The sequence below is a fragment of the Mesorhizobium sp. M2E.F.Ca.ET.209.01.1.1 genome (genome assembly GCF_004010375.2).
Lineage (GTDB): Bacteria > Pseudomonadota > Alphaproteobacteria > Rhizobiales > Rhizobiaceae > Mesorhizobium.
The window spans coordinates 92,129-119,066 of sequence record NZ_SADP02000001.1; the positions used below are offsets into that span (position 1 = coordinate 92,129).

The window sequence follows — 26,938 nt, forward strand, 5'->3', positions numbered from 1 at the left end:
CCCGTGGCCAAAGGCTCGGCCTATGCTAGCCTGCCTTCATGGAACCGCGCGAGGTTCCGATTTTGAGGGGGTCGATCATGCTTTACCTGCTTGCACTGCTGATAGGTGTCGTTGCCGGCCTGCGCGCCATGACCGCGCCCGCCGCCGTCGCCTGGGGTTCCTATCTCGGCTGGCTGCCGGTCGCCGGCACCTGGGCGAGCTTCATGGGCCACTGGATCGCCGTCGGCATCTTCACCATCCTGGCCATCGTCGAGCTGGTCACCGACCAGCTGCCCTCGACGCCGAGCCGCAAGGTGCCGCAGCAATTCGGCGCCCGCGTCGTCATGGGCGCCTTCACTGGCGCGGTGATCGGCGCCACGGCCGGAGCCACCATCGGCGGCCTGATCGCCGGCGCCATCGGCGCGGTGATCGGCACGCTGGGCGGCGCCGAGGTGCGCGGCCGGCTGGCCGCGGCCTTCGGCAAGGATCCGCCCGCCGCCTTCATCGAGGACGCTATTGCGATCATCGGCGGTCTGCTGATCGTGGCTGCCGTCGCATGAGCGCGAGAGCCTTCGACGCCATCATCATCGGCGCCGGCCAGGCCGGCACGCCGCTCGCCGGCCGGCTGAATGCCGCCGGCATGAGCGTGGCGCTGATCGAGCGCAAGCTCGTCGGCGGCACCTGCGTCAACACCGGCTGCATCCCGACCAAGACGATGGTGGCGAGCGCCTATGCCGCCCATCTCGCCCGCCGCGCAGCCGACTATGGCGTGACGGTGTCCGGTCCCGTCGGCGTCGACTACAAGGCGATCAAGGCGCGCAAGGACAAGGTGTCGGGCGCTTCCCGCACTGGGCTTGAGACCTGGATCGCCGGCATGGAGAAGTGCACGCTCTATCGCGGCCATGCGCGTTTTGAATCCGCCAACACGGTGCGTGTCGGTGACGATCTGCTGACCGCGCCAAAAATCTTCCTCAACACCGGCGGCCGCGCCTCCGTGCCCGACCTGCCCGGCGTCCACGACATTTCCTATCTTACCAATTCCTCGATGATGGATCTCGATGTGCTGCCCAGCCATCTGATCGTTGTTGGCGGCAGCTATATCTCGCTCGAATTCGCGCAGATGTTCCGCCGCTTCGGCTCCGAGGTCACTGTGATCGAGAAGGCGCCGAGGTTGACCGGCCGCGAGGACGAGGAAACCTCCGCGGCCATCCAGTCCATCCTCGAAAATGAAGGCATCGCGGTCCATGTCGGGGCCGACGACATCGCGTTCGCGAGGGAAGGCAACGGGATCGCCGTCACCTTTTCCGCCGGCAAGCCGCCGGCGGTCGGTTCGCATGTGCTGCTGGCGCTCGGCCGGGTGCCCAACACCGACGATCTCGGCCTCGACAAGGCCGGCGTCGCGGTCGACCAGCGCGGCTTCATCGTCGTCGACGACCAGTTGCGAACCAATGTTCCCGGCATCTGGGCGATGGGCGATTGCAACGGCAAGGGCGCCTTCACGCACACCTCCTACAACGACTTCGAGATCGTCGCCGCCAACTTGCTCGACAATGATCCGCGCAAGGTCAGCGACCGCATCGAAGCCTATGCGCTCTATATCGACCCCCCGCTCGGGCGCTGCGGCATGACGGAAGCCGCGGTGAAGAAATCAGGCCGCCGCGCGCTTGTCGGCCAGCGGCCAATGACGCGTGTCGGCCGCGCCGTCGAAAAGGGCGAAACGCAAGGCTTCATGAAGATACTCGCCGATGCTGACACCGGCGAGATCCTCGGCTGCACCGTGCTCGGGCCAGGCGGCGACGAGGCGATCCATTGCGTGCTCGACCTCATGTACGCCAAGGCGCCGATCTCGACGCTGGCGCGCGCCATGCACATCCACCCCAACGTCTCGGAACTGCTGCCGACGATCGCCCAGGAGCTGAAGCCGCTGGCTTAGAGCATTCCAGGAAAAGTGTGACCGGTTAAGGCTTGGCGCCTTCGCCGTAGCCTCCCATCTGAATTCGCGCAAGAAAGAAGATCTCCGCAAAGCCGATCTCGTCTTTCTGCATTGCTGCGTTGCAACAATGGCGGTTGCGCGCTGAGCATATCCAAAGTCAGTCTCGATTTTGAACCGATTCAGTCTGGACATTCCATGCCGCTGCCGATCCTAGCGCTTGCCATTGCCTCCTTCTGCATCGGCACCACCGATTCGTCATCATGGGCCTGCTGCCGGAGGTCGCGGCCGACCTTGGTGTCTCGATCCCTTCGGCTGGCCTTCTGGTCACCGGCTATGCGTTGGGCGTCGTCTTCGGCGCGCCGATCGTGGCCATGGCAACGGCGCGCCTGCCGCGCAAGCCGGTGCTGGTCGGCCTCGCTGCTCTCTTCGTCATCGGCAACCTCTTCTGCGCCATCGCTCCGAACTACTGGCTGTTGATGGCGGCGCGCGTCTTCACCGCTTTCGGCCACGGCGCCTTCTTCGGCATCGGCTCGGTGGTTGCCGCAAGCCTGGTGCCGCGCAACAAGCGGGCGAGCGCCATCGCTTTGATGTTCGCCGGGCTGACGCTCTCCAACATCCTCGGTGTCCCCGCCGGCACCGCGCTCGGCGAAGCCTTTGGCTGGCGCGCCACGTTCCTTGCAGTGGTCGGCATCGGCCTGATCTCGGTCGCGGCGATCGCCTGGCTGGTGCCGTCGGATGTCGCCGAGCCCAGCGGCGGCGGCCTGCTCGGCGAATTGCGCGTGCTCGGCAAGCTTCAGGTGTGGCTGGCGATGCTGATCGCCTCGCTCGCCTCCGCCAGCCTGTTCGCCGTCTTCACCTACATCAAACCATATTTGACAGACGTCTCCGGACTGCCGACGGCGACCGTGACCTGGGTGCTGCTCTTGTTCGGCGCCGGCATGACCATCGGCAACATCATCGGCGGCAGGCTGGCGGACTGGAAGCTGATGCCGACAGTGATCGCCACGCTGCTTGCCATGGCCCTGCTGTTCGCGATCTTCACCGGGCTCGGCGCCATCGCAAGCGTCGCTGTGACGATCGTCTTCCTGTGGGGCATGCTGATCTTCATCGTCGTGCCGCCTTTGCAGATCCGCGTCGTCGAGGCGGCTGCCGAAGGCCCGAACCTTGCGGCCACGCTGAACCAAGGCGCCTTCAATGTCGGCAATGCCGGCGGCGCCTGGATCGGCGGCCTCGCCATCTCCTGGGGCGTGTCCTACGCGAACCTCCCGCTGGTGGGCGCGGCGCTCGCGCTGCTGGCCGTCGCGGTGGCGGTGCTGTCGCAGTCACTCGACCGCCGCGCCATCCTCCAGGCGCAGCCGGCTGAATAATGCTCGGCGTCTTCGCCGTGCCGCGCGCGCCGCATCATCCGCGCCGGCGAGGATCTCCTGAGGCTCGCCGGCTACGGCAGGAGCAGCGACGCGCGCTCGGGCACGCTCGAGGACTGAGGACGGCCCGGCCTTCACCATCCACGTGAAATCCAGTTGCGCCGGCCTCCATTCGCCGCTATGGGAGTCGGCATGAACATGCGTTCGAACAAGACCATTTGGTGGTGGGGCTGCTGACAGCGGCCGGTTCGTGCGTGTGCGCGTGAAAGTAGAGGGTGGCCGCAGCGGAATGTCCGGGCGGCCATTTGTTTTTTAAAGCCATTCCCGGGTCCGTTGCCCAAAACGCTGATGGAGACGGCAATGACGACTAAAGTTCAGGACAACGGGGCCGAGCGCTTCGTCACCGCCGGCGGCGTGACGATCACTCGCGAACGGCACGATAGGCCCTATGAAGGCGCGATCGACGCCTATGTCGACGGCCTGAATTCACGCCGCGGCGCGGTGTTTTCCTCGAACTATGAGTACCCGGGCCGTTACACGCGCTGGGACACCGCCATCATCGATCCGCCACTGGTGATTTCGGCGCGCGGCCGCGCGATGCGCATCGAAGCGCTGAACAAGCGCGGCGCGGTTTTGCTGCCGGTGATCGGCAAGGCGCTTGGCGCGCTGAGCGAAGTGACGATCGTCGAGACTTCGAAGACGCTCGTCCGCCTCGATGTGGCAAAACCGGGCCGTGTCTTCACCGAGGAGGAGCGCAGCCGCGTCCCGTCCGTCTTCACCGTGCTGCGCGCCATCACCGCTTTGTTCAAGACCGCCGAGGACGCCAATCTCGGCCTCTACGGCGCCTTCGGCTACGACCTCGCCTTCCAGTTCGACCCTGTCGACTACAAGCTCGAGCGCAAGGAAAGCCAGCGCGACCTGGTGCTGTTCCTGCCCGACGAGATTCTCGTGGTCGACCATTATTCGACCAAGGCCTGGACCGACCGCTACGACTATTCCGGCGACGGCTTTTCGACCGAAGGTCTCACCCGCGACGCCCATGTCGAGCCGTTCAGCACCGCTGACCGCATCCCGCCTCGCGGCGACCACGAGCCGGGCGAATACGCCAACCTGGTGCGCCGGGCGATGGAGAGCTTCAAGCGCGGCGACCTGTTCGAGGTCGTGCCTGGACAGATGTTCTACGAGCGCTGCGAGACCCAGCCCTCCGACATCTCGCGCAAGCTGAAGTCGATCAACCCCTCGCCCTATTCCTTCTTCATCAATCTCGGCGAGAACGAATATCTGATCGGCGCCTCGCCGGAGATGTTCGTGCGCGTCAACGGCCGCCGCGTCGAGACCTGCCCGATCTCGGGCACCATCAAGCGCGGCGACGACGCCATTTCCGACAGCGAGCAGATCCTGAAGCTGCTCAATTCCAAGAAGGACGAGTCCGAGCTCACCATGTGCTCGGATGTCGACCGCAACGACAAGTCGCGCGTCTGCGAGCCGGGCTCGGTGCGCGTCATCGGCCGCCGCCAGATCGAGATGTATTCGCGCCTGATCCACACCGTCGACCATATCGAGGGCCGGCTGCGCGAAGGCATGGACGCCTTCGACGCCTTCCTCTCGCACGCCTGGGCGGTCACCGTTACCGGCGCGCCGAAGCTTTGGGCCATGCGCTTCATCGAGCAGAACGAGAAGAGCCCGCGCGCCTGGTATGGTGGCGCGATCGGCATGGTCAATTTCAACGGCGACATGAACACCGGGCTGACGCTGCGCACCATCCGCATCAAGGACGGCATCGCAGAGGTGCGTGCTGGCGCCACGCTGCTTTTCGACAGCGTGCCCGAGGAAGAAGAAGCCGAAACCGAACTAAAGGCATCCGCCATGCTCTCCGCCATCCGCGACGCCAAGACCGGCAACGCCGCAGGCGCCGAGCGCGCCACCGCGCGCGTCGGCGACGGCGTCAACATCCTGCTCGTCGACCATGAGGACTCTTTCGTCCACACGCTGGCCAACTACTTCCGCCAGACCGGAGCCAACGTCTCCACCGTGCGCACACCAGTGCCGGAGGAGGTTTTTGAGCGGCTGAAGCCCGACCTCGTCGTGCTGTCGCCCGGACCGGGCACGCCGAAGGATTTCGATTGCGCCGCCACAATCAAAAGGGCGCGCGCCCGCGACCTGCCGATCTTCGGCGTCTGCCTCGGCCTGCAGGCACTGGCCGAAGCCTATGGCGGGGAACTCCGGCAGTTGCACATCCCCATGCATGGCAAGCCGTCGCGCATCCGCGTCTCCAAGCCCGGCATCATCTTCTCCGGGCTTCCCAAGGAAGTGACCGTCGGCCGCTATCATTCGATCTTCGCCGATCCGGTGCGCCTGCCCGACCGGTTCGTCGTCACGGCTGAGACCGAGGACGGCATCATCATGGCCTTCGAGCACCGCAAGGAGCCGATCGCCGCGGTGCAGTTCCATCCGGAATCGATCATGACGCTCGGCCATAATGCCGGCATGCGCATCATCGAGAACATCGTCGCGCATCTGCCGCGCAAGGCCAAGGAAAAGGCCGCCTGAAGGCGGCGCGTCGGGATGAATGCGGCAATGACGATGACGCAAGCAAAGGCGGCGACCAGGCAAAAGGTCGCCAGCCTTGCGTTCTGGTCGATCGTCGTCGCCGGCGTCGTGTTCGTCCTCAAGGTCGTCGCCTGGTACATCACCGGCTCGGTCGCGCTCTATTCGGACGCGGCGGAATCAATCGTCAACGTGATTGCCTCAATCGCCGCTTTCTGGGCGATCCAGATCAGTTACAAGCCCGCCGACCAGGACCATCCCTTCGGCCATCACAAGGCCGAATACTTCTCGGCCGTGCTCGAAGGGGTGCTGATCGTCGTCGCGGCGCTCCTGATCATCAGCGAGGTGTGGCGATCCTGGCAGCAGCCGACGCCGCTCGAGCAGCCTTGGCGGGGCCTTGCCGTCAACGGCGTCGCGACAGTTATCAACGCCATCTGGGCCTGGATGTTGATCCGCGCCGGGCAGAACGCGAAATCACCAGCCCTGACCGCCGATGGCCAGCACATCATGACCGACGTCGTGACGTCCGTCGGCGTGCTCGGCGGCCTTGTCGGCGCCGTGCTGACCGGCTGGCAGATCCTCGATCCAGCATTGGCCGTGATCGTCGCGCTCAACATCCTGTGGCAAGGCTGGCATGTCATCGGCTCGTCGATGAGCGGCCTGATGGACCGCGCCGTCGACAGCCAGGAGAACATGCAGATCCGCGACATCATCTCGGCCAATTCGAAAGGCGCGCTCGAGGTGCATGACCTGAAGACGCGCATCGCCGGACGCGCCACCTTCATCGAGTTCCACCTCGTCGTCGACGCCGACATGACGGTCGGCGCGAGCCATGTCATCTGCGACCGCATCGAGGACGCGCTGAAGGCCGAGATCCCCTCGGTGCGCGTCACCATCCATGTCGAGCCGGACGACGAGGCCAAGCTGCCGAAAGGCACGACCGCGGTGCCTTTCGCTTAAAGCGAGTCACCACGTTGGAAGTTAGCCGGGCCTCCCAATTTCGTCATTCTAGGGCGAAGCAGGAGCGAAGCTCCGTCGCGAAGACCCTAGAATCCATGCCGTTACCTTTGCCAAGGCGTGCAACGGAGTAGAATTCTGCACCGTTTCGACGCGTTAGCGTCACGGCATGGATTCTATGGTCTGCGCCGCGTCGCTTCGCTCCTTGCTCCGCCATAGAATGACGAGGCGCTGATTATGGCGCACAGGCCGACTGCGGCATTGGCTGCAGCCGATACACCTTGTCGTCGGACTTAGTCTTGCCACCCGCCGCCTTCGAGCAGAGGTCGACCACCGCGACCGCGTTGTTGGGGTTGGCCAGCATCATCGTGCCGTTGGCGCCGCGCTTGAGGAAAATCTCCTTTTGCGAGATGTCGCAGGCGAAATCGCTCATCTTCGAGCTGGCCGAGCAGCGCCACTGGTCTGCCTCGCCCTGGCAGGAATAGGTCTGGGTGACCTTTTTGCCTTTCTGCCGCGTCGTCACCGACACTGCGATATCCGCCCCGTCCGGCCAGTTCGCGGCATCGCCGCCGGCGGCGAAGGAGGCAAGCTCGACCGGCCCGCGGAAGACGCGGATCGATTGCGTCAGCTGCTTGGGGTGCGACTTCAGATGCGCATCGTCATAGTCACGCCCGAAGCAGAAAGGCTGATCGGGCTTCAGCCGCACGCGCAGCGGATCGCCCAGCGCCGGATCGATCGGGTCGATGCGCGCGAACTCCGCCTTGCAGGTCTCCGCCGGCATCGGATCCAGCTTGAAATTGTCATCCTCGCTGCCCAGCGCCTGCTCGTTGTATTTCGCCTTGCCGAGATCCTCCTCCGCGCCCGCGTCGAGATACACGTCAGGCTGTAGGTTGGAGAGGATCAGCCGGCCCTTGTCGTCGACCTTCAGCATGGCCAGCGTGCGGTCGCATTCCATGCCGCAACGGATGCCGCTCGCCTTGTCGCCCGGGTCCTCCTTGTTGCACCATCCTGCCGCCCATTCCGGCTTCTTGGCGCCGCGCACAGTCGTGGTGAGAAAGCCGTTGTAAGCAGCATCGGACATCGTGGCCGGCTCCTCGTTCGGCCGGCTGACCGGGTCGTGGCCATAATAGAAGAAAATGCGCGCCACTTTCTGGTGCACGTGGGCCTTGAGATGGGCGGCATCGTAGACGCGGCCGAAGCACACATCGGCGCCGCTCGGGCTCAATTCGGCGAGTTTGAGAGCGTCCTCGGCGAGGGCCGCGCCCGAAATCAACAATGCCGCGCTGAACGCTGCGATCCCGACCATCCTTGACGCCATGCCACCCTCCTCGCACCGACAGGATTTCGATATGCTAGTCCAGGCACGAGGCCCAGGCGAGGCAAAATCGTGCAGGCAAAAGGAGGACTTGATGCTGCGCCGTGACATCTTCCGTGCCGGCCTTGCGGGAGCTGCGGGCCTTTTCGGCCTGCGTCGGGTCAGTGCGGCAACCAATGAGGAAAGGCTGAAAGTCGCCTATCATCTCAGCGACACGGACAAGGTCAACTTCGTCCTCGGCAACATCAAGAACCACTATGAAGGCACCGGCGGCAATGTCGATATTGTGCTTGTGGTGCACGGTCCGGCTCTGGCCGCCTTCAAATCCAAGAGCGCTTCCGGCGCGATTTCCAGCCGCTTTGCCGGCCTCGTCCAGCAGGGTCTCGTCCCGCAAGCCTGTGGCAACACCCTGCTCGGCATGGAGATCACGCTGACCGACCTGCTGCCGGGCTTCCAGCTTGCCGAGAAGGGCGGCGTCGTGAAACTCGCCGAACTGCAGCGGCAGGGCTATGTCTATCTAAGGCCCTGAACGCGCCCGCACTTGAACGCCAACACTTGAACGCAAGCCCCGCAATGGCCTACGAAAGATGGCAACCAGGAGGCTAGCCGACATGACGACACTTGCCATCCCTGATCTTGCCGGCAAGGCGGTGCTGGTCACCGGCGCTTCGACCGGCATCGGCGCGGCACTTGCCCGTGCCTACGCGGCGCAGAAGTGCCGCATCGCGCTGCATTACAATGCGAGCCGCGCACCCGCCGAAGCCGTGGCCGAATCCATCCGCGATGATGGCGGCGAGGTGTTCCTGGTTCAGGGCGATTTTTCGATACCTGCCGACGTCGAGCGTGTGGTCGAAGAGAGCGCAAACCATTTCGGCCGGCTCGACGGCCTGGTCAACAATGCCGGCGGCATGCTCGGCCGCGTCGCCTATGCCGATCAGGACGAAGCGCTTTACGACGCGGTCATGGACCTCAACGCCCGCTCCGTGCTGACCGCCTCGCGCAAGGCGATCCCGTGGCTGAAGCGCCAGGGCGGCTTCATCATCAACACCACCTCGATCGCCGCGCGCAATGGCGCCGGCGGCGGCGCCGGCCTCTATGGTTCGTCGAAAGCCTTCGTTTCCAATGTGACGCGCGGCATGGCGAAGGAACTCATCGGCTTCGGCATCCGCGTCAACGCGGTCGCGCCGGGCACGATCCTGACGCCGTTCCACGAACGCTATTCGAGCGCCGAGCAGATCAAGGCGATGGTCGCGACCATTCCACAGGGACGCGCCGGAACGGCCGAGGATTGCGTCGGCGCCTACCTGTTCCTGTCGTCCGATCTGTTGAGCGGTTACATCATCGGCCAGGTGATCGAGGTGAACGGCGGCCAGTTGATGCCGTGAGCCGGCGATTGCATACTTGATGCGGCGTGCAACCTGGAGGGAGATCAACGCATGTACGGACTGATCGGCAAGATGCGGGCGGCGCGCGGCCAGCGCGATGCGGTCATGGACGTGCTGCGCGAAGGCACCGCCGCGCTCCCCGGCTGCCTGAGCTACATCATCGCCACCGATCCGGCCGACGCCGATGCCATCTGGGTCACCGAAGTATGGACCGACCAGGCCAGCCACAAGGCCTCGTTGCAATTGCCGGAAGTCCAGGCCGCGATCGCCAGGGCGCGTCCCTTCATCGCCGGCTTCGAATTCCAGATCGAGACCCATCCTGTCGGCGGCTTCGGCCTGCCCGCGCCGGAAAAGGCCGGCTGACCAGAGCTCTGTCGTTTGATTGGAGCACCAAATAATGCGGACCGTAAGCATCCAGCATGCGAAGGCCAATTTGTCACGTCTTGTAGACCAAGCCGCCCAAGGCGAGGCGTTCGTCATCACAAAAGCAGGCAGGCCGTTGGTCAAGGTCGTGCCTATCGATCGACCTACCGCTGCACAGATGCGCCGTCTGGGCTTTATGGCTGGCCAGTTTTCCGTCCCCGAAGGTTTCGACCGTATGGGCGGCGAAGAAATCGATGCGCTGTTTGACATGAACAAGTGAGGGCGCTGCTCCCCTGCCAACAAGGTGCCGTGGGGTTCGCTAAGGCCAAACATGGACTCTTCGCCAGAGCAACCAGCCCCGACCCAAGCGCCCATTGAACGCATGGCGCGATTGCGCCAGCCGCGGCAATGGCTGGTGCTGCTTGTGTTTTCCTTGCTCTTCGCCGGCGCGCTGGAACTCGCCGCCTTGCCGGCGGCGCTGCTGATCGGCCCTATGCTTGCCGCGATCCTCGCCGGCACCAACGGCGCCACGGTGCGCGTGCCGCGCCTCCTGTTCGGCTCGGCCCAGGCGATCGTCGGCTGCCTGGTGGCGAATTCGATCTCCGCCGACATCTTTCCGGCCTTCTACAGGGAATGGCCGCTCTTCATCGGCGTGGTGGTCGCGACCGTCGCCGCCTCCAGCCTGCTCGGCTGGCTGATCAGTCGCTGGCGCATCCTGCCCGGCACCACGGCGGTCTGGGGCTCCTCGCCGGGTGCCGCCACCGCCATGGTGCTGATGGCCGGCGCTTTCGGCGCCGACCAGCGTCTCGTCGCCTTCATGCAATATCTGCGCGTCATCTTTGTCTCGATGACGGCAGCGCTCGTCGCCAGGATGTGGGTCGACACATCCGGCGTCAAGGTGCCGCGGATCGTCTGGTTTCCGCCGATCGATGCCTTCGGCTTTGCCGCCACCATCGGCATTGCGGTCGTGGGCGCCCTGGCCGGAAAGCTGGTCAGGCTGCCCTCGCCGTTCTTTCTCGGCACCTTCATTTTCGGCGCGGTGATCCATCTCGGCCTCGGCGTGCCGATGCAGTTGCCGCCCTGGCTGCTGGCGATCAGCTACGCCATGGTCGGCTGGTCGATCGGACTGAACTTCACCCGCCCGATCCTTCGCCACGCGGCGCGCGCCCTGCCGCAGATCATCGGCTCGATCGTCGCGCTGATCGCCTTTTGCGGCGGCATGGCCTTCGTCATCAGCCGCCTGCTCGGCATCGATCCGCTGACCGCCTATCTGGCGACCAGCCCCGGCGGCATGGACAGTGTCGCCATCATCGCCGCCGCGGCACGCAACGTCGACATCTCCTTCGTCATGGCCTTGCAGTCGGCACGCTTCCTGGTCGTGCTGCTTATTGGGCCAAGCGTAGCCAAGCTGGTGGCGCGAAACGTCAGGGCCTGATGCGCGCTATTGCAAGGTGGGAGCGAGGAAAATGCCCATGAACCGTCGTGTGAATGCCGTCGATCTTTCCGGCCGCGTCGCCGTGGTGACCGGCGGCGCGCAAGGCATCGGCCTTGCGGTAGCGCGACGCTTGTTGTCGTCGGGCGCTAGCGTGGCCATCTGGGACATTGACCAGGCCGCAATGGCCAAGGCCGTAGCCGAACTCGCTTCGTTCGGCCGCGTCGAGGCCATCCTTTGCGACCAGTCGCAGATCGAGGCCGTCGATCGCGCCGCCACCCAGACCGAGCGGACGCTCGGCCCCGTCGATCTCCTCGTCAACAATGCCGGCATTGCCGGGCCGGCGGCGACCGTAGTGGATTACGACCCGGCCGCCTGGCGCCAGATCGTCGATATCGACCTCAACGGCGTCTTCTATTGCTGCAAGCGCCTGGTGCCCGGCATGGTCGCGCGCAACTATGGCCGCATCGTCAACATCTCCTCGGTGGCCGGCAAGGAGGGCAATCCCAACGCCGCTGCCTATTCGGCCGCCAAGGCCGGCGTGCTGGCGCTGACCAAATCGCTCGGCAAGGAGCTCGCCGGATACGACATAGCCGTCAACGCGCTGACGCCCTCGCCTGCCCGCACCCGCATTCTGGAGCAGCTCACCGAGGCCCAGGTCGCCTACATGCTGGGCAAGGTGCCGCGCGGCCGTTTCGTCGAGGTCGAGGAGGCGGCCGCCATGATCGCCTTCATGCTGTCGGACGAGAACTCCTTCACCACCGGCGCGACGTTCGATCTCTCCGGCGGGCGCACGACCTATTGATCACAGGCGGCCCGGGGCGGAATCTATCGCCCGACAGCAAGCCGCTCGGGCAGGAAATCGACGAAGACGCGCACCTTGGGCGAGAGGTGGCGATTGGATGGCCCAGCATGCGAAACTGGCCGCGGCCGTCGACATGGTCGTCGAGCACGGTGCGCAGCCTTCCGTCGTGCAGCGCCTCCCGCACCAGGAAATCGGGCATGCAGGCGATGCCGAACCCGGCAAGCGTCGCGCCCTTCAATGCCTCCATGTTGTTGCAGGTCAGCATCGAGCGTATCTGCGGCGCGGCGCTCCCGGTGATGAACGGCCAATGGAGCAGCCTGCCGCTGTTGAGAAAGCGGAAATGTATGCCGAAATGCGCCGAAAGGTCCGCCGGCGTTCCGGGCGTGCCATGGCGGTCGAGGTAGGAAGCGGCCGCGCACAGGATCATGCGAAAGGGCGCGACCGGCCTCGACACCAGTCGTGAATCGGGCAGCTCGCCGCTGCGGACCGCGACGTCGATACCCTCTTCGATGACGTCCACGACGCGATCGTTGAAATCGATATCGAGCTCGATTTCCGGGTATCGCGCCATGAATTCCGACAGCACCGGCAACAGCAGGTGATAGGTGACGATCGGGGTGGAGATCCGCAGCCGCCCGTGCGGCGTCTCGCGTGTCCGCGACAGCATCGCCTCGGCATCGTCGATGTCGTCGAGAATGCGGCGTACCCGCTCGTTGAACAGCTTGCCTTCCTCGGTCAGGCCGATGCGCCGCGTGCTGCGCTGCAGGAGCCGCACGCCGAGTTCCTGCTCGAGCCGGGCGACGCTCTTGCCGACGGCGGAAGCGGAGATGCCGAGCGCTCGCCCCGCGCTGACAAAACTGCCGAACTCGGCGGTGCGTGCAAAGGCAAGAAGGCCGTTGAGACGATCCATCGCTTGAATCCATTCGAGCGCTTCATTCCGGTATGAATGGAGATTTGATACTATTTTGCCGGAAATGTCCCTGCCCTATCTTGCGGTTGCGATCGGCGCCGCCAGTCCGCGGCACGCCGGCAACCCCGCCTCGGATAGGAAAATCCATGACTTTGATGACCGGAACCGGCCCCGCCGGCAGATGGCTTGTGCTGCTGTCGGTCTGCCTCGCCGCCATGACGATGCCGTTGAGCTTCACCGGGCCGGCCGTGGCGCTGTCCCGCATTGCCGCCGATCTCGAGGGCAGTCCGCTCGCGCTCAACTGGGTGACCAATGCCTTCATGCTGACCTTCGGCGCCGGCCTGATGGCGGCCGGAGCGCTGGCCGACAACCATGGCCGCAAGCGGGTCTTCCTCACCGGCCTCGCCACCTATATCCTTGCCGCGCTGGGCTGCATGCTGGCGCCGGACATCGTCTGGTTCGACATGTTCCGTGCCTTGCAAGGCATAGGCGGCGCTGCCGCCTTCGCCGGCGGTGCCTCAGGACTTGCCCAGGAATTCGACGGGCAATCGCGGCTGCGCGCCTTCAGTTTCCTCGGCACCAGCTTCGGCATCGGGCTCGCCTTCGGCCCTGTCGCCTCCGGCCTGCTCATCGATACATTCGGCTGGCGCGCGATCTTTCTCCTCGTGGCGGCGCTTGGCGTTGCCGCAGGCGCGCTCGGCCTGGGCACCGTCGCCGAATCGCGCGACCCGGATGCAACCGGGCTCGATTGGGCGGGAGCCGGCACCTTCACCATCGCGCTTGCCGCGCTGACTTATGGCGTGCTGCAGGCGCCGCAGAGCGGCTGGGCCAATCCCTTCGTTCTCGCGCTCCTTGGCGTGGCTGCCGTCTGCTTTGCCGCCTTCGTCATAGTCGAGCGGCGCGTGGGCCGGCCGATGCTGGATCTGACACTGTTCCGCTTCCCGCGTTTCGTCGGTGTCCAGTTCCTGGCCGCGGCCCCCGCTTATGCTTTCGTCGTCCTGCTCGTGCTCTTGCCGATCCGCTTCATCGGCATCGAGGGGATGAGCGAGATCAAGGCGGGGCAATTGATGATATGCCTCTCCGGGCCGCTGCTGATCTTGCCGCTGCTGGCGGGCCAGGCGGCACGCTGGATTGCCCCGGCCACGATCTGCGGCGTTGGCCTGCTGATCGCCGCGGCCGGCCTTGTCTGGCTCAGCCGTGTGCCCGCGGCGGACAGCGCACTGGTGGCCCCGCTGGTCCTGATCGGCATCGGCATCGCCCTGCCCTGGGGTTTGATGGACGGACTTGCGGTCAGCGTCGTGCCGAAGGAGCGCGCCGGCATGGCGGTCGGCATCTTCAACACCACCCGCGTCGCCAGCGAGGGCGTGGCCCTGGCGGTCGTCATGGCGGTCCTGTCGGGCTTCACCGCCACCCAGCTCGGCGCTCAAGGGCTGGCTTCGCCCGCCGATGCGGCATCGGCCGCGCAACTGCTGGTGACCGGCAACCTCGGCGGAACGACGCAACACCTGCCGATGGCTGGCGTCACAGTCCTCATCCGGGCCTATGAGACCGCTTTCGACCGGCTGCTCGTCGTGCTGGCGACCATCACGGTGCTGACGGCCGTCGTCGTCTTCGTCGGCCTGCGTCGCGGATCGGCGCCCGAGCAGGACGTCGCTCCTGTCCCGGCATGCCAGGAAGGCTGACGCCACCAGCCAAGGCAGGTCATCCGGCTTCTGCGCCGGACGCCCTGCTTGACGCGTCATGCTTCAGCTGATGACCAAGCTTGCGATCCGGTCGCCGTCCAGCGTGAAGGCCATGTCGCCCTCGCCGTTGAAACCATTGCCCGTCACCGCAACGCGGGCATGGTAGACGCCGTCGCGCCGCGTGATGCGGACGATGCGAAGATTGGACTGCGCGCCGATATTGTCCGACTGGTTCCACCGCGCGAGCCCGTCGCGTCCGTGGAAATCGCGGCCCCAGTCGCTCAGGAAAGCCTTCTCGGTGAACGTGTCGAGAAAGGCTTCGCTATCGCCGGCATTGGTGGCCTCGACAAAGCGGCGGATCGGATCGGGCGTGGTCATCAATCCAGCCTGTGCATCAGATCGTCATCCAGCCAGCGGCCGAAGAAATAGACCAGTTGCTTGTGCCACCACGGCCAGTCATGGCTGACGTCGCCACCCCAATAGTCGACCCAGGCGGGAATGGACTTGTCGCGCAGCACCTGTTCCAGCTCGCGCGTCTCGACCAGCATGCGCTCTTCCCAGGCGCCCTGGCCGCAGCAGAAGATCAGCCTGAGTGCCCTGAGCCGCCCGAGCAGCTTCTGGTCGACGATGCCAGGCAGATAGTCGAGCGGCGAATTGAAATAGATGTTGCCTTCCAGCGCCCGGCCGAAAAAGTCGCGGGCCGAATAGACGCCGGACAGCGAGATGACGCCGCTTGCCAGTTCCGGAAAGCGGAACACGAAATTCGACGAGTGGTAGCCGCCCATCGAGCAGCCGCTGAACAATGGCTTCAAGGCACGGCCGCCATTGGACTTGGCGGCGACCGCCTGCAGCTCTGGCAGCGCCTCTTCGCGCACATAGCGGAAATAGGCCTCGTGCCGCGCGATGCGATGCGCCGCATCGGCATGCTTGTTGAAGAAGGATTCTGAATCGATGCCGTCGAGCGTGAAGAGCTGAATGCGGCCGGTATCGATGAACTCGGCAAGCGCCGCGACCCCGCCCGAATCCTCGAACTGGTAGAAGCGCCCCTGCGAGGTCGGGAACACCACCACCGGGCGCCCGGCATGGCCGTAGCGCTTGTATTCCATGTCGCGACCGAGATTGCGGGCATGGCCCTTGTGATAGGAGACGTCCATCGGCTCAGGCCTTTTCCGCGTGGATATAGTCGACCGCCTGGCGCAGCGCCTTCGGATCCTTCGAACGCATCTGGTAGGCGTAATTGCCCATGGCGCGGCTGAAGACCTCTTCGATGGCCTGGTGATGGACGATCTTGTCGCCATGGGCGGCTAGCACGTCCGCATGGCTGTGCAAATAGTCGATGTGGCGTTTGCGGCTGGCATAGGCGGTGAAATACTTGCCCTTGTAAGGGCCGTCGGCCGCATCCTTGACCACCATGTCGGCCCATGCAGCATAGACGTCGATGTCGAATGTGTAGTTTATGGCGTCGGTCATCCAGGCGCCGGGCGGGCGCATGTTGACCTCGAGCGCGATGATGCGATTGTCCTTCGTTTCGAACAGCTCGATGTGGAAGAAGCGTTCGCGCACGTCGAACGCCTTCAGGATCTTGCGGCCCGCCTCCTCTACCGCCGGCGTGATCTCGGGAAAGCAGGTGTAGCTCATATGGCGGTCCTTATTGACCGCGTCCATGATGCTCTGGTCGTAGCGGTGGCTGGCTGCCAGCACCACCTCGCCGTCGCGGTTGACCAGCCCGTCGAAGGTCACCACCAGCCCCTCGATGAACTGCTCCATGACGAAGGTGACGTCCTCCGGCTTGTCCCGGAAGAACTGGTCAAGTTCCCTGGCATTGGAGATCTTGAAGGTGTTGGAGGCGCCGGAACCTGAATCCGGCTTGACCACGACCGGATAGCCGACACGCCGGATGAAGGTCATGGCGCCAGCGCGGTCGGAGCATTTGCGCTGCGGAATGGTCTCGACGCCGCTCTTGCGGAAGAAGGCGCGCATGCGGCTCTTGCGCTTCAAATTCTTCACGAAGTCGAGCTTAGTGCCATAGATGTTGAAATCGGTGCGGATATTCGCCTCGAGCTCCAGCCAATGCTCGTTGAGCGATTCAAAGCGGTCGATGCGGCCCCATTTGTGGATGAAATGGCCCATCGCCCGGAACACCGCGTCGTAATCCTCCATGTCGGCGATGCGGTAATATTCCGAAAGCGCGGCCTTCAGCTTGCCGTTCAGGGTCTCGTAAGGCGCGTCACCAATGCCGAGCACGGTGGCGCCGGCCTTCTTCAGCCGGTCGCAGAAATCGGCTCCGTTGGCCGGAAAATGTGGCGAGAAGAACACGAAATTCATGGGCGACCCCTCCCCGGAGCTTCGCTCGGTAGCCAAGCGTTCGAAACCAAGTCTGGCGCATTTACGAGGCGCGGGGAAGACGTCGGCGCCGCGAAGAGACCGGGCGAGGCGCATTCGTTCCTGCGTCCCGCTTGCCTCTGACGGGCCGCTCCTGTAAGAGAACCGCCATGACCACGCGCGTTCGCTCCGTCGCTTCTTCTCGCCCCGGCTTTGCCGGCGAGACCGCGCGCGCGCTCGCTTCGACCCTGCTTCTTCTCGGCCTTATCGGCGATCGCCGGGTTCGCTGAAGGAGCGCCCGGCGGTCGATACCCGCCGTCTCAGGCGCATGCTCCTTGGCAAAGTCATAATCAAGCGAATGAAATTCTGGTAGAGGCGACGCTCGCCATCAATACGCCCAAGGCGAACATGCGAGCCGCCCGGAGAAGAGACGATGAACGCACGAGAAGAAATCCGCGCCGGCGAGGCTGAAGCCGGAACGCGCGCGGCCGGCCACATGCCGGATGCAGCCCGCAAGTACCAGTCTTACCCCACCGTCGGCCTGACCGACCGAACCTGGCCGAACAAGGTGATCGACAAGGCGCCGATCTGGTGTTCGGTCGACCTGCGCGACGGCAACCAGGCGCTGATCGACCCCATGGGTCATGAACGCAAGGCGCGCATGTTCGGGCTGCTCCTCGACATGGGCTTCAAGGAAATCGAGATCGGCTTTCCCTCGGCCTCGCAAACGGATTTCGACTTCGCCCGCTGGTGCATCGAGGAAGGCGGCGTGCCCGCCGACGTGTCGCTCCAGGTGCTGGTGCAGTGCCGGCCGGAACTGATCACGCGCACTTTCGAGGCGCTGAAGGGCGCGCGCCGCCCGATCGTGCATTTCTACAATTCGACCAGCGAGCTGCAGCGCCGCGTCGTCTTCGAAAAGGATGTCGCGGGCATCAAGCGCATCGCCACCGACGCCGCCAAGATGATCACCGACATGGCGGCCAAGGCCGGCGGCGGCTATCGCTTCGAATACTCGCCGGAAAGCTTCACCGGCACCGAGCTCGAGGTCGCGCTGGAGATCTGCAACGCCGTCACCGAGATCGTGAAGCCGACGGCCGACAACAAGCTGATCATCAACCTGCCCTCGACGGTCGAGATGTCGACACCCAACGTCTATGCCGACCGCATCGAGTGGATGTGCCGCAATCTCGACAACCGCGAGAACCTGATCATCTCGCTGCATCCGCATAACGACCGCGGCACCGGCATCGCCACCACCGAGCTCGGCCTGATGGCCGGGGCCGACCGCGTCGAAGGCACGCTGTTTGGCAATGGCGAGCGCACCGGCAATGTCGATATCGTGACGCTGGCGCTCAACATGTTCACCCAGGGCGTCGATCCGGAACTCGACTGCTCCGACATCAACCGGATGAAGGATGTCTATGAATATTCGAACCAGTTGAAGATCCCGGAACGCCATCCTTATGTCGGCGAACTGGTCTACACGGCTTTCTCCGGCTCGCATCAGGATGCCATCAACAAGGGCATGAAGGCGCTGAAGAAGGCCAACACGCCGCTCTGGGAAGTGCCTTATTTGCCAATCGACCCGGCCGATGTCGGCCGCACCTATGAGGCGATCATCCGCATCAACTCGCAGTCGGGCAAAGGCGGCATCGCCTATGTGCTGCAGGCCGATTACGGCCTCAATCTGCCGCGCAATCTGCAGATCGAGTTCAGCCAGGCGATCCAGGCGATCACCGATGCGGAAGGCAAGGAGGTGCCGGCCAAGCGCATCCATGAACGCTTCCTCGAAACCTATGTCGACCAGCCCGGCGCACGGCTGAAGTTCCTCGACCACCGCACCTTCCCCGACACCGAGGTGAAGGGGCGGCGCATCGTGGAGGCGGATATAACCGACAACGGCAAGGAACTGACGATCACCGGCTCGGGCACCGGCCCGATCGACGGCTTCGTCGATGCGCTCTCGCGCCATGTCGGCGTCGACATGTCGGTGCTCGACTATTCGGAGCATTCCTTGCAGCGCGGCTCCAACGCGTCGGCCATCTCCTATGTCGAGATGGAATATCCGGGCGGCAAGCTGTTCGGCGCCGGCATCAACACCAACATCGTCGCCGCCTCGCTGGAGGCCGTCGTTTCGGCCGCCAACCGCATCATCGGTGGGAAGGCCGGCTGACCAGCCAGGCTCCCTAACCGTGTTGCAAAACAGACGCAATTTCCCCGTCGCTCGTTAACCGGCGGGGGAATTTCCGGTGGCTTACGCGAAAGCATAACACAAGCGTCCTTGTGTGCCGGCGCGAGCGCTATATTATCACGACCTAACCTGTGCCGAGTTCGAAAGGATCGACACTTGGAGCATGCCCCGCCTGCCGCCCCCGCAGTGCGCGAGACATTGGAGCGACTGCTTGCCAGCGAGACGTTCGGACGCTCCGAGCGTGCACGCAGGCTGTTACGCTATCTCGTCGAACGCGAGCAGGCCGGCGAGGCGGACAGGCTGAAGGGCGTTTCCATCGCCATGGACGTCTTCGGCAAGGACGGCGATTTCGATGCCTCCACCGATGCCGTGGTCAGGGTCCAGGCCGGCCGCTTGCGCGAGCTTCTGGACCAATACTTCGCCAATGAAGGCGTCGCCGAGCCGGTTCGCATCGCGATCCCGCGCGGCGGTTATGTTCCTTCCTATGAACTGAACGCAATCCGCCTGCCCGGCGACGCAAAATCCGCGACCGGCAACATCGCGCGCCTACCCCAGGCGTCGGCCGAAGCCGCCCCGGCCGCGGCCGAATATCTCGACAGCCCGACGCCGGGCGAGCCTGCGGCCCCCATTGCATCAGCCGCACCTGCACAATCACTGACGCGGCAGTTGCGGTTCTTCTGGGCTGCCATGGTTCTGGTCATTGCCATGCTAGGCCTGCTCATCCTTCGCCAGGGCAATGCCTTCCTCGGCGGCGGCGACACGGCGGCGACGGCCGCAACGGCGGGCGCTGCCGGCACCGCCGCTCAGCCGATATTCGACTCCTTGCCGCTCATCTACCTTGCCACGAAAGCCGATGGAGCGGAGGCGGCTCGCGTCGCGTCGTCGCTGCGCGCCGGCCTTGCCGGTTTCGACACCATCGACTTCATCGGGCGCGACGCGGATTCAACGCGCGATCAATCGGCCGACCCGATTAGTTTCGTCTTCGATATTGTCCCCGGGCCCGCCGCCGGCGACGTCACGGTGGAATTGCAGAGCGTCGCGACCGGCCGGGTCCTGCTGTCGCGCAACCTGACATCGGCCGAAACCGCGCCTGGTGTGGTTGAAAGCAACATCGCCAGCCTCCTCACCTCGACCGTTCCCGCTTCCGGCGCGATCTACAGCTACATCGACCAGAGCGACATCCGCACGAGCCAGATCGGATGCCTGGTGCTCGACGACCACTACTATCTCGACATGAACGCCAAGACGCACGAAGCTGCCTATCGCTGCCTGGAGAAGCTCACCAGCGAAGGCACCAAATCGTCGCTTGTCTACGCGGAGTTGGCCGCGCTTCATGGGGAGGCCGTCACCGTCCACTATCCCTATCCACCCGATGCGACGCTCGAAAAGGCCATGTCGCTTGCGCATCGCGCCGTCCAGATGGGGCCTATGAACCCGCACGCGCATCGCGCCCTCGGCTACCTCAACTCGCGCCTCGGCAACGCGGACGAAGCGATCCGCTTGACGCGCAAGGCCTACGAACTCAACCCGTATGATCTCGGCATGGCCGCCGCCTATGGCTACGGGCTGATCTTCGCCGGCAAATATGATGAGGGAACGCCGATCCTGGGCCACGCGGTCGAGGCCTTCAGCGGCCATCCGACCTGGTGGGACTATGGCCTGTTCGTCGGCGCCTTCATGCAGGGCGACATGAAAAAGGCCGCCATCGCCAGCGAGTCGCTGCGCACGACGGCATCCAAGTCGCATTATCTGGCCGCGCGCCTGATCGGCGCCAAGATTTCGGGTCGGGACAAGCTGGCGGGCGAGCTTGCCAACGAGCTCACCACCGAATTCCCGAAATTCGCCGCCGACCCGCGCGCGACATTCGTCGACCGCAAATATCCGGCGGATCTCACCGATCGGCTGGTGCAATCCTTGCGTGCCGCCGGGATCGGCAATCCGAGCTAAAAAACTTTCCGGAAAAGCGTGGGCGGTTGGGTTCGGCGGCCACGCCGCAGCCTTCGTGCCGGAATTGCAGCAAGACAAGGACATAGGCACACCTTCCGCCCGTGTTTGTGCCAGCCGATGGCCGCAGTGCGGAAGTATCACGCTGTGATCCGAAACCTATTAGGACGCGCTTGCGCGTCGAGCGCCTGACAGGCTGCTTCGGTCGCGAAAATTTTACTGGCTATCCCTCTGGATCGGGAGCAATTCAGCCACAATTTCCAATTGCAGCCTGTCTTGTTCACAGCTCCATTTTTCATGCTTCCCTTCCCTTATGCCGTCGAGGGCGGCGCCGGTCCGAAGACGATCGTCCTTCTGCACGGCTTCGGAGCGTGCCGCGAGATCTGGCGTGACGTCATGGCGCCGCTGGCGGCGGAGGCGAGAGTGTTGGCCTACGACCTGCCGGGCCATGGTCGTTCGCTGCAATGCGAAGGCATGGGCGGCGCCAAGCCGGCCGCGCGAGCCATCCTCGCTGATCTTGCCGCCCGCCAGCTGAACAAGGTCCATCTCGTCGGTCATTCCATGGGCGGCGCGATCGCGACCTTGATGGCGCTAGCCGATCCTGGCATCGTGGCTTCGCTCACGCTGTTGGCGCCCGGCGGCTTCGGTCCGGAGATAAACGCAGCCCTGCTGCGCCGCTATGCGGCGGCTTCCGGCAGGAAGCAGATCCGCGCCAGCCTTGCGGCCATGTCGGCCCCGCGCGGCGTGCCGCCCGACCACGTGGTGGATGCCCTCTGCCTCATGCGCAAACAGCCCGGCCAGTTGCAGACCTTGATCGATATGGCGGCGGCGATGACCAGGGATGACCGGCAAGGGGTCATCCCTCGAGCGCAGCTCGATGCGCTCGACATGCCGGTGATGGTTGTTTGGGGAGCGGAGGATCCGCTCCTGCCTGTCGGGCAGGCCGAGGCTCTGCCGTCGCATTTCCATCTTCACCATGTCCTTGACGCGGGTCACATGCTGGTCGAGGAGGCTCCGGAGCTGATCGCCGAGATCGTGCGCCGCAACACGCGACGGCGCGCCAGGCGGTTGCGTCCGGCGCCGAGCGCCGCGGCCAGTTGATCGCGGGGCGATGTCCCTGCCGGGTCGGCTCCGGACCAACCGAAAAGATCCGAAACGGGTTTCCGCCTGGACCGAGGCTGCGGCCCGGTATGTCATCGGCGTGCATTTTGCCGGCGACTGTGTTAACTCGCTGTTAACCAGCAGCGAGGCGGCCGCCCATGAAGGATGCAGGCGACATAATCACCCCGATCGAGCCATCGCGAAAGCTTTCGGATGCCATACGCGACGTCAAGAACGCCTTCGCCGACCGCGATGACGTGGTTGTCGACATGCGCGAGGCGCACCGCATGCGGCTCGATCTGCTGGCAGTTGAGCTCGCCCCCGTCTTTGCCGATGTCCCGGCCGACATCGACAGCTTCGACTTCGCCGTCTCGTCGGGCCTGCAGCCGCGGCTATGGATCGACGCGGTAAGCCACGTCGCAATGGGACGCGACCGCCGAACCTACCGCTTCCTCAAGGACACGCGCGTCGGCCGTGTGGTGCTGGCTGAATCGACCGAGATGAAAGCCGTCGCCGACGCTGTCACGCGCTACGTGGCCGAACGTGTCGTCGAGCGGCAGCGCATGATGGAGGGCGGCATGGAAAGCGCCGTTCCCGGCCTGCATCGACACGTGGTCCAGGAAGCGGAGCCGCCTATCCGATCCGAAACGGGCCGCAACGGCTGGACAACCTTCTTCGCCGGCCTTGGCCTGATCGCCGCCGGCGCCCTTGTCGGCCTGGCGGTTTCGCTGGCGTTGTTCTGGGACCGCATCATGCAGATGAAGATCAGCTTCTGACGAGTTGGCGCCCGTCTGCCGGCACGTCGAGGTCCATGGTCTGGAGGTCCGAAGGCGGCATGGCCGGTCCGGTCAGGCCGCGCCTGGTCAGGCGCAGGCGCCAGTTGCCCCTTTCACCATCGATTTCGAACATGTTGTACTGCGCCGCCGGATGGTTGCCACCCGGCGCCTGGCCGGCGGCGGCAACACCGACCACCGGCACCTTGGCGCCGCGTGCGCCGATGGTGAACAAGGACGGCAGGTGCGAGTGGCCGTGCAGGACGAGTTCCGCGCCATGCCGGCGAACGACCTTGTGAAAACGGGCAATGCCGAACAGACGCTTGTGCTGCGGGACCGCGCCGCGCACCGGCGGGTGGTGGATCATGATGATCCGGAAGAGCCCCCGTTTCGCGGTATCATCGAGGACCTTGCCGAGCCGTTCGGCCTGCCCTTCCATGAAGAAGCCGTTGGCCATGAAGGGTGCGGTGGCGCGCGCCGTGGTGACGCCGATCAGCGCGACATTGCCACGCACGCGCAGATACGGAAAGGAATCGCGGTCGACCGGACTGTTGACGCCGTCGCCCGTCATCCAGGGAGCCCATGCCCGGCAGACCTTGTCGAAGGCGCCCGGCACATAGGCGTCGTGGTTGCCGGGAACCACGGAAACGTCCTGCGGCGATCCGAGCGTCTCCAGCCAGTGCTTGGCCATCTCGATCTCGCCGTCGAGCGCGAGGTTGACGAGGTCTCCGGTGACGGCGAGATGGTCCGGCGCGTTCGCCTTGATGTCGGCGACGATTGTGTCGATGACGGCGTCATGCATATGGCGGCGTCGGTTGCGCTGCCAGTTGACGTAGCCCAGCACGCGCTTGGACGCGAGGTCGCGATAGGTTACATCGGGCAGCGGTCCCAGATGAGCATCGGAAATATGCGCGAGCCTGAACATAGCCCCTTCTTAAGGGACGCCGGCGAGGCTTTCCACTCAAGGTTTCGCGGATGAATGCCGGATCGGATTCGGAGGAGGCGCTCCGCCAGACCGGCTGGCCGGGACTGCGAGCAAGACTGTTCCACTTCTATTTCCTGCTGCGCCGCCCGATGACTCTCGGCGTGCGCGGCCTCGTTTACGACCGGGCCTCCAATTCAGTCTTCCTCATCCGACACACCTATGTGCCGGGCTGGCAATTGCCCGGCGGCGGCGTCGAGCCCGACGAGACGCTCGAGGATGCGCTGGCGCGCGAGCTGGCCGAGGAAGGCAACATCGCGTTGACCGCGCCACCAGTGCTGAGGTCTATGCATTTCAACCGCCGCTCCAGCAAGCGCGACCATGTCGGCCTTTATCTGATCGAAGCCTTCAGCCAGACGGCTCCGAAACGGCCCGACCATGAGATCGCCGAAGCGGGCTTCTTCCCGCTCGATCATTTACCGGAGGGCACGACCCCGGCGACATTGCGGCGGATAGCGGAGGTTTTCGGCGGCGAATCCATGTCACCTTATTGGTAGCCGCGGCAACAGCGATTTTCTCTTGCGTTTGAATATCAAGACTCTATTTTCGAGCAACGCAGGGGAAGCAAATGTCCATGAGCGAGACTGAAACGGTCAACATTTGGCGATATGTCGGCATTTACCTTGCTACCACAATTGTACTTTATCTCGCATGGATCGCTTTTGTGTACGCCTTTCCGTCCATGGAAAAGAGTACGTCGACTCCCGTGAATCTATCTATAATATTCGCTTCAACCTCTTGTTCTTATTTCTATTTCATAAGACAACACGGAAGACTCTTCGAAAGGCACGAGTACTGGAAAATTGTTACTTTCTCGACAGCCGCATCGTTGCTGTTTTCGATCGTTTGCCTGCTGGTTTCGATAGCAGTCGGCATTGCGCCGGTGGCCGTCGATGGCGTATCGACCGGCGCCTGGATAATGGTCATGGCGATACTTGCGCTTTTTGGTTTTTGCCTCAACGCAATCGGCTTCAATAAACGGATCGGTAAGAGGCTCTTGAAGGCCAACAGGGCCAGACGGGCTCAACTCGATGCAAAGCCTTTCCAGTAAAACAGTTTTTACGCCGCCTTCCTGAACCTGCCCCGGTCATGCGGAGCCGCATAATCGAGCTCTGGCCCCACCGGAACGATCCCCGTCGGATTGATCGATCTGTGGCTGCCGTAATAATGCGACTTGATGTGGTGCAGGTTGACCGTGCCGGAGACGCCGGGCACCTGATAGAGATCGCGCAGATAATTCGACAGGTTCGGATAGTCGGCGATGCGGCGCAGATTGCATTTGAAGTGGCCGACATAGACCGGATCGAAGCGCACCAGCGTCGTGAACAGCCGCCAATCGGCCTCGGTGATGTGTTCGCCGGCCAGGTAGCGCTGTCGCGACAGCCTCTCCTCGATCATGTCGAGAGCCTGGAACAATTCACCGAAAGCTTCCTCGTAGGCTTTCTGCGTGGTGGCGAAACCGGCGCGATAAACGCCGTTGTTGATTGCCGGATAGACCTGCGCATTGATCCTGTCGATCTCCGCGCGCAGCGCCGCCGGATAGAAGTCGAGACCTGCATCACCCCATTCGTCGAAGGCGGAATTGAGCATGCGGATGATCTCGGAGGACTCGTTGTTGACGATGGTCTGTTCCCGCTTGTCCCACAGCACCGGCACCGTAACGCGGCCGGAATAGGCCGGATCGGCCTTGGCGTAGATCTGGTGCAGGAAATCGAGGCCGTAGAGCGTGTCCCCGGTGGCGCCGTCCTCGGCTTTGAACGTCCAGCCGTTTTCGCCCATGAAGTGGTGCACCACCGATACGGAGATGATGCCGTCGAGCTTCTTCAGGGTCCGGAAGATCAATGTGCGGTGTGCCCAGGGGCAGGCAAGCGAGACATAGAGGTGATAACGGCCGGGTTCCGCCTTGAAGCCGCGCCTGCTGCCTTGCGCCGGACTACCGTCACGCGTGATCCAGTCGCGCCATTGCGACTCTCTCCGAATGAACCGTCCGCCGCTATCGGTCTCGAACGGACGGTCCTGCCATTTGCCTTCGATCAGCAATCCCATGCGGAAATCTCCCTACGGTTCGCAATAATCTAGGCCGATAACCGGGTTGGCGAAGCCCCTCGGCGCTGAACAGTTCGTCAAATGACGAACCAGTTCGTCAAATGACACAAAGAAAGACAAAAAGCGCCGATTGCAGCGGCACAAAATTGGTGCTAGCGGAGGCGCCCATGTTCGACTTTGCCTCGATCCGGTTCGACCGACGACGAAAGGGCGCCCGCGCTTAACAAGCGCTGACTGGCGAACGCTGCCGCTTGCAGCAAACCTTCCTCGCATACCGGAACGCAAAGACCATGAGCCTTGCCGACGTGAAATACCTGCCGGAAACCCCGGCGCATGATGCTGAAATCGAAGCCATCAACGACGAGGCCTTCGGGCCGGGCCGCTTCGTGCTTGCCGCCTACAAGATCCGCGAGTCGGGCGGTCATGACCGCTCGATGTCCTATGTCGCCGTCAAGGACGGCGCGGTGATCGCCTCGGTGCGCATGACGCGCGTGGCCGCGGGCGCGGGACGCGCCATGATGCTCGGCCCGCTTGCGGTGCGCCCCGCCTTCAAGAATCTCGGCATCGGCCGCAAGCTGGTCGCGATCGCGCTGGAGGCGGCCAGGAAGGCCGGCGCGCCTGCCGTCATCCTGGTCGGCGACGAGCCATATTATGGGCCGCTCGGCTTCAAGCGCTTCCCGCGCGGGCAGATCACCATGCCGCGCCCGGTCGATCTCGACCGGCTGCTGCATCACGAGATCAAGCCGGGCGCTGTCGCGCGCTTCGCCGGCGAGGTCTGCCACGCCAACACGGCAAGGGTTGCGGAACTTGCCCCGGCCCTGGCACGGCCGGCCGGCAATGCGCAGCTGTCGATCGAGCCGGCCATTGCGGTTGCGCCTCCCCTGCGCGCCTCGTAGCATAATTCGAA

The 26,938-nt window shown here is 64.2% G+C and carries 24 protein-coding genes and 2 pseudogenes; 19 read left to right on the forward strand and 7 right to left on the reverse strand.

Translation table 11 applies throughout. From position 1 onward, the window contains the following. The first annotated feature begins 77 nt into the window (after window positions 1–77). The 5 genes and pseudogenes from EN852_RS00480 (at window position 78) to EN852_RS00500 (ending at window position 6,783) form a co-directional block, all read left to right on the forward strand. Entirely contained in the window at window positions 78–539 is a 462-nt protein-coding gene (locus EN852_RS00480) for a DUF4126 domain-containing protein (RefSeq protein ID WP_127874491.1), read from the forward strand. Continuing rightward, on the forward strand, window positions 536–1,912 hold the full coding sequence (locus EN852_RS00485; protein WP_127874492.1) for an FAD-containing oxidoreductase: 1,377 nt from the start codon (window positions 536–538) through the stop codon (window positions 1,910–1,912). Before EN852_RS00480 ends, EN852_RS00485 begins: the two co-directional genes overlap by 4 nt. A gap of 195 nt (window positions 1,913–2,107) precedes the next feature. Beyond that, window positions 2,108–3,279: pseudogene (locus EN852_RS00490) on the forward strand (MFS transporter). Window positions 3,280–3,636: 357 nt separating this feature from the next. Continuing rightward, window positions 3,637–5,826, forward strand: coding sequence for an anthranilate synthase (locus EN852_RS00495; RefSeq protein WP_127874493.1), 2,190 nt, complete (start codon window positions 3,637–3,639; stop codon window positions 5,824–5,826). A gap of 33 nt (window positions 5,827–5,859) precedes the next feature. Beyond that, the gene (locus tag EN852_RS00500; RefSeq protein ID WP_246694129.1) at window positions 5,860–6,783 is read left to right on the forward strand and encodes a cation diffusion facilitator family transporter; all 924 of its coding nucleotides are present in this window, start codon (window positions 5,860–5,862) and stop codon (window positions 6,781–6,783) included. A gap of 232 nt (window positions 6,784–7,015) precedes the next feature. Here the strand turns inward: EN852_RS00500 and EN852_RS00505 are convergent, their stop codons facing one another. After that, the gene (locus tag EN852_RS00505) at window positions 7,016–8,098 is read right to left on the reverse strand and encodes a hypothetical protein (protein WP_127874495.1); all 1,083 of its coding nucleotides are present in this window, start codon (window positions 8,096–8,098) and stop codon (window positions 7,016–7,018) included. 91 nt (window positions 8,099–8,189) lie between these two features. Between EN852_RS00505 and EN852_RS00510 the strand changes: the two genes are divergently transcribed. From EN852_RS00510 to EN852_RS00535, 6 genes are all read left to right on the forward strand, one after another. Further along, window positions 8,190–8,624 carry a DsrE family protein gene (locus EN852_RS00510; RefSeq protein ID WP_127874496.1) on the forward strand — a complete coding sequence of 145 codons (435 nt, stop codon included), beginning with the start codon at window positions 8,190–8,192 and terminating at the stop codon, window positions 8,622–8,624. Between the two features lie 82 nt (window positions 8,625–8,706). Next, on the forward strand, window positions 8,707–9,480 hold the full coding sequence (locus tag EN852_RS00515; RefSeq protein ID WP_127874497.1) for an SDR family oxidoreductase: 774 nt from the start codon (window positions 8,707–8,709) through the stop codon (window positions 9,478–9,480). A gap of 51 nt (window positions 9,481–9,531) precedes the next feature. After that, window positions 9,532–9,843, forward strand: a complete 312-nt coding sequence (locus EN852_RS00520; RefSeq protein WP_127874498.1) for a putative quinol monooxygenase — start codon at window positions 9,532–9,534, stop codon at window positions 9,841–9,843. 34 nt (window positions 9,844–9,877) lie between these two features. Further along, the gene (locus tag EN852_RS00525; protein ID WP_127874499.1) at window positions 9,878–10,123 is read left to right on the forward strand and encodes a type II toxin-antitoxin system prevent-host-death family antitoxin; all 246 of its coding nucleotides are present in this window, start codon (window positions 9,878–9,880) and stop codon (window positions 10,121–10,123) included. Window positions 10,124–10,174: 51 nt separating this feature from the next. Next, window positions 10,175–11,278 carry an AbrB family transcriptional regulator gene (locus EN852_RS00530; RefSeq protein WP_127874500.1) on the forward strand — a complete coding sequence of 368 codons (1,104 nt, stop codon included), beginning with the start codon at window positions 10,175–10,177 and terminating at the stop codon, window positions 11,276–11,278. Window positions 11,279–11,327: 49 nt separating this feature from the next. Beyond that, window positions 11,328–12,080 (forward strand): SDR family NAD(P)-dependent oxidoreductase, encoded by a 753-nt coding sequence (locus EN852_RS00535; RefSeq protein ID WP_127874919.1) that lies wholly within the window; start codon window positions 11,328–11,330, stop codon window positions 12,078–12,080. 23 nt (window positions 12,081–12,103) lie between these two features. Here the strand turns inward: EN852_RS00535 and EN852_RS00540 are convergent. After that, window positions 12,104–12,990: pseudogene (locus EN852_RS00540) on the reverse strand (LysR family transcriptional regulator). 146 nt (window positions 12,991–13,136) lie between these two features. Here EN852_RS00540 and EN852_RS00545 point away from each other — a divergent pair. After that, on the forward strand, window positions 13,137–14,672 hold the full coding sequence (locus tag EN852_RS00545) for an MFS transporter (RefSeq protein ID WP_127874501.1): 1,536 nt from the start codon (window positions 13,137–13,139) through the stop codon (window positions 14,670–14,672). A 63-nt stretch (window positions 14,673–14,735) separates the two neighbouring features. Here the strand turns inward: EN852_RS00545 and EN852_RS00550 are convergent, their stop codons facing one another. From EN852_RS00550 to EN852_RS00560, 3 genes are read right to left on the reverse strand one after another with little or no spacing between them, the layout of a single operon-like run. Continuing rightward, the gene (locus EN852_RS00550; RefSeq protein WP_127864448.1) at window positions 14,736–15,050 is read right to left on the reverse strand and encodes a nuclear transport factor 2 family protein; all 315 of its coding nucleotides are present in this window, start codon (window positions 15,048–15,050) and stop codon (window positions 14,736–14,738) included. Then, complete coding sequence (locus EN852_RS00555) at window positions 15,050–15,826, reverse strand: alpha/beta hydrolase-fold protein (RefSeq protein WP_127874502.1); 777 nt, start codon at window positions 15,824–15,826, stop codon at window positions 15,050–15,052. The genes EN852_RS00550 and EN852_RS00555 overlap by 1 nt, the downstream gene beginning before the upstream one ends. Window positions 15,827–15,830: 4 nt before the next feature. Continuing rightward, on the reverse strand, window positions 15,831–16,997 hold the full coding sequence (locus EN852_RS00560; RefSeq protein WP_127874503.1) for an ATP-grasp domain-containing protein: 1,167 nt from the start codon (window positions 16,995–16,997) through the stop codon (window positions 15,831–15,833). Window positions 16,998–17,427: 430 nt separating this feature from the next. Here EN852_RS00560 and leuA point away from each other — a divergent pair, with 430 nt between their 5' ends. The 4 genes from leuA to EN852_RS00585 all read left to right on the forward strand — a co-directional run bounded on the left by leuA (window position 17,428) and on the right by EN852_RS00585 (window position 23,006). Then, window positions 17,428–19,167 (forward strand): 2-isopropylmalate synthase, encoded by a 1,740-nt coding sequence (gene leuA, locus EN852_RS00570; protein ID WP_127874504.1) that lies wholly within the window; start codon window positions 17,428–17,430, stop codon window positions 19,165–19,167. Between the two features lie 174 nt (window positions 19,168–19,341). Continuing rightward, window positions 19,342–21,132, forward strand: coding sequence for a hypothetical protein (locus EN852_RS00575; RefSeq protein WP_127864444.1), 1,791 nt, complete (start codon window positions 19,342–19,344; stop codon window positions 21,130–21,132). A gap of 294 nt (window positions 21,133–21,426) precedes the next feature. After that, a complete protein-coding gene (locus tag EN852_RS00580; protein WP_127874920.1) occupies window positions 21,427–22,230 on the forward strand; it encodes an alpha/beta fold hydrolase in 804 nt (267 codons plus the stop codon). Between the two features lie 158 nt (window positions 22,231–22,388). Beyond that, a complete protein-coding gene (locus EN852_RS00585; RefSeq protein WP_127864443.1) occupies window positions 22,389–23,006 on the forward strand; it encodes a hypothetical protein in 618 nt (205 codons plus the stop codon). Here EN852_RS00585 and EN852_RS00590 read toward each other — a convergent pair. Further along, entirely contained in the window at window positions 22,996–23,928 is a 933-nt protein-coding gene (locus EN852_RS00590; RefSeq protein WP_127874505.1) for a metallophosphoesterase, read from the reverse strand. The genes EN852_RS00585 and EN852_RS00590 overlap by 11 nt on opposite strands. A 50-nt stretch (window positions 23,929–23,978) precedes the next feature. On the opposite strand from EN852_RS00590, the gene EN852_RS00595 reads away from it, so the two are divergent. Together EN852_RS00595 and EN852_RS00600 are read left to right on the forward strand one after the other, a co-directional pair. Next, a complete protein-coding gene (locus tag EN852_RS00595; RefSeq protein WP_127874506.1) occupies window positions 23,979–24,482 on the forward strand; it encodes an NUDIX domain-containing protein in 504 nt (167 codons plus the stop codon). A 77-nt stretch (window positions 24,483–24,559) separates the two neighbouring features. Next, window positions 24,560–25,036: an ABZJ_00895 family protein gene (locus EN852_RS00600; protein ID WP_127874507.1), complete on the forward strand. Its 477-nt coding sequence runs from the start codon at window positions 24,560–24,562 to the stop codon at window positions 25,034–25,036. Window positions 25,037–25,044: 8 nt separating this feature from the next. Here the strand turns inward: EN852_RS00600 and EN852_RS00605 are convergent, their stop codons facing one another. Next, window positions 25,045–26,031 (reverse strand): glutathione S-transferase family protein, encoded by a 987-nt coding sequence (locus EN852_RS00605; protein WP_127874508.1) that lies wholly within the window; start codon window positions 26,029–26,031, stop codon window positions 25,045–25,047. 290 nt (window positions 26,032–26,321) lie between these two features. On the opposite strand from EN852_RS00605, the gene EN852_RS00610 reads away from it, so the two are divergent. After that, window positions 26,322–26,927, forward strand: coding sequence for an N-acetyltransferase (locus EN852_RS00610; protein WP_127874509.1), 606 nt, complete (start codon window positions 26,322–26,324; stop codon window positions 26,925–26,927). Window positions 26,928–26,938: the final 11 nt, after the last annotated feature.

What these genes read in the sequence shown, in the direction of transcription:
- EN852_RS00505 (WP_127874495.1), bottom strand. Translation starts at nt 8,098, where the DNA reads ATGGCGTCAAGGATGGTCGGGATCGCAGCGTTCAGCGCGGCATTGTTG.
- EN852_RS00500 (WP_246694129.1), top strand. Translation starts at nt 5,860, where the DNA reads ATGACGCAAGCAAAGGCGGCGACCAGGCAAAAGGTCGCCAGCCTTGCG.
- EN852_RS00530 (WP_127874500.1), top strand. Translation starts at nt 10,175, where the DNA reads ATGGACTCTTCGCCAGAGCAACCAGCCCCGACCCAAGCGCCCATTGAA.
- EN852_RS00550 (WP_127864448.1), bottom strand. Translation starts at nt 15,050, where the DNA reads ATGACCACGCCCGATCCGATCCGCCGCTTTGTCGAGGCCACCAATGCC.
- EN852_RS00525 (WP_127874499.1), top strand. Translation starts at nt 9,878, where the DNA reads ATGCGGACCGTAAGCATCCAGCATGCGAAGGCCAATTTGTCACGTCTT.
- EN852_RS00480 (WP_127874491.1), top strand. Translation starts at nt 78, where the DNA reads ATGCTTTACCTGCTTGCACTGCTGATAGGTGTCGTTGCCGGCCTGCGC.
- EN852_RS00485 (WP_127874492.1), top strand. Translation starts at nt 536, where the DNA reads ATGAGCGCGAGAGCCTTCGACGCCATCATCATCGGCGCCGGCCAGGCC.
- EN852_RS00510 (WP_127874496.1), top strand. Translation starts at nt 8,190, where the DNA reads ATGCTGCGCCGTGACATCTTCCGTGCCGGCCTTGCGGGAGCTGCGGGC.
- EN852_RS00585 (WP_127864443.1), top strand. Translation starts at nt 22,389, where the DNA reads ATGAAGGATGCAGGCGACATAATCACCCCGATCGAGCCATCGCGAAAG.
- EN852_RS00610 (WP_127874509.1), top strand. Translation starts at nt 26,322, where the DNA reads ATGAGCCTTGCCGACGTGAAATACCTGCCGGAAACCCCGGCGCATGAT.
- EN852_RS00600 (WP_127874507.1), top strand. Translation starts at nt 24,560, where the DNA reads ATGAGCGAGACTGAAACGGTCAACATTTGGCGATATGTCGGCATTTAC.
- EN852_RS00560 (WP_127874503.1), bottom strand. Translation starts at nt 16,997, where the DNA reads ATGAATTTCGTGTTCTTCTCGCCACATTTTCCGGCCAACGGAGCCGAT.
- EN852_RS00605 (WP_127874508.1), bottom strand. Translation starts at nt 26,031, where the DNA reads ATGGGATTGCTGATCGAAGGCAAATGGCAGGACCGTCCGTTCGAGACC.
- EN852_RS00580 (WP_127874920.1), top strand. Translation starts at nt 21,427, where the DNA reads ATGCTTCCCTTCCCTTATGCCGTCGAGGGCGGCGCCGGTCCGAAGACG.
- EN852_RS00595 (WP_127874506.1), top strand. Translation starts at nt 23,979, where the DNA reads ATGAATGCCGGATCGGATTCGGAGGAGGCGCTCCGCCAGACCGGCTGG.
- EN852_RS00515 (WP_127874497.1), top strand. Translation starts at nt 8,707, where the DNA reads ATGACGACACTTGCCATCCCTGATCTTGCCGGCAAGGCGGTGCTGGTC.
- EN852_RS00520 (WP_127874498.1), top strand. Translation starts at nt 9,532, where the DNA reads ATGTACGGACTGATCGGCAAGATGCGGGCGGCGCGCGGCCAGCGCGAT.
- EN852_RS00555 (WP_127874502.1), bottom strand. Translation starts at nt 15,826, where the DNA reads ATGGACGTCTCCTATCACAAGGGCCATGCCCGCAATCTCGGTCGCGAC.
- leuA (WP_127874504.1), top strand. Translation starts at nt 17,428, where the DNA reads ATGAACGCACGAGAAGAAATCCGCGCCGGCGAGGCTGAAGCCGGAACG.
- EN852_RS00495 (WP_127874493.1), top strand. Translation starts at nt 3,637, where the DNA reads ATGACGACTAAAGTTCAGGACAACGGGGCCGAGCGCTTCGTCACCGCC.
- EN852_RS00590 (WP_127874505.1), bottom strand. Translation starts at nt 23,928, where the DNA reads ATGTTCAGGCTCGCGCATATTTCCGATGCTCATCTGGGACCGCTGCCC.
- EN852_RS00545 (WP_127874501.1), top strand. Translation starts at nt 13,137, where the DNA reads ATGACTTTGATGACCGGAACCGGCCCCGCCGGCAGATGGCTTGTGCTG.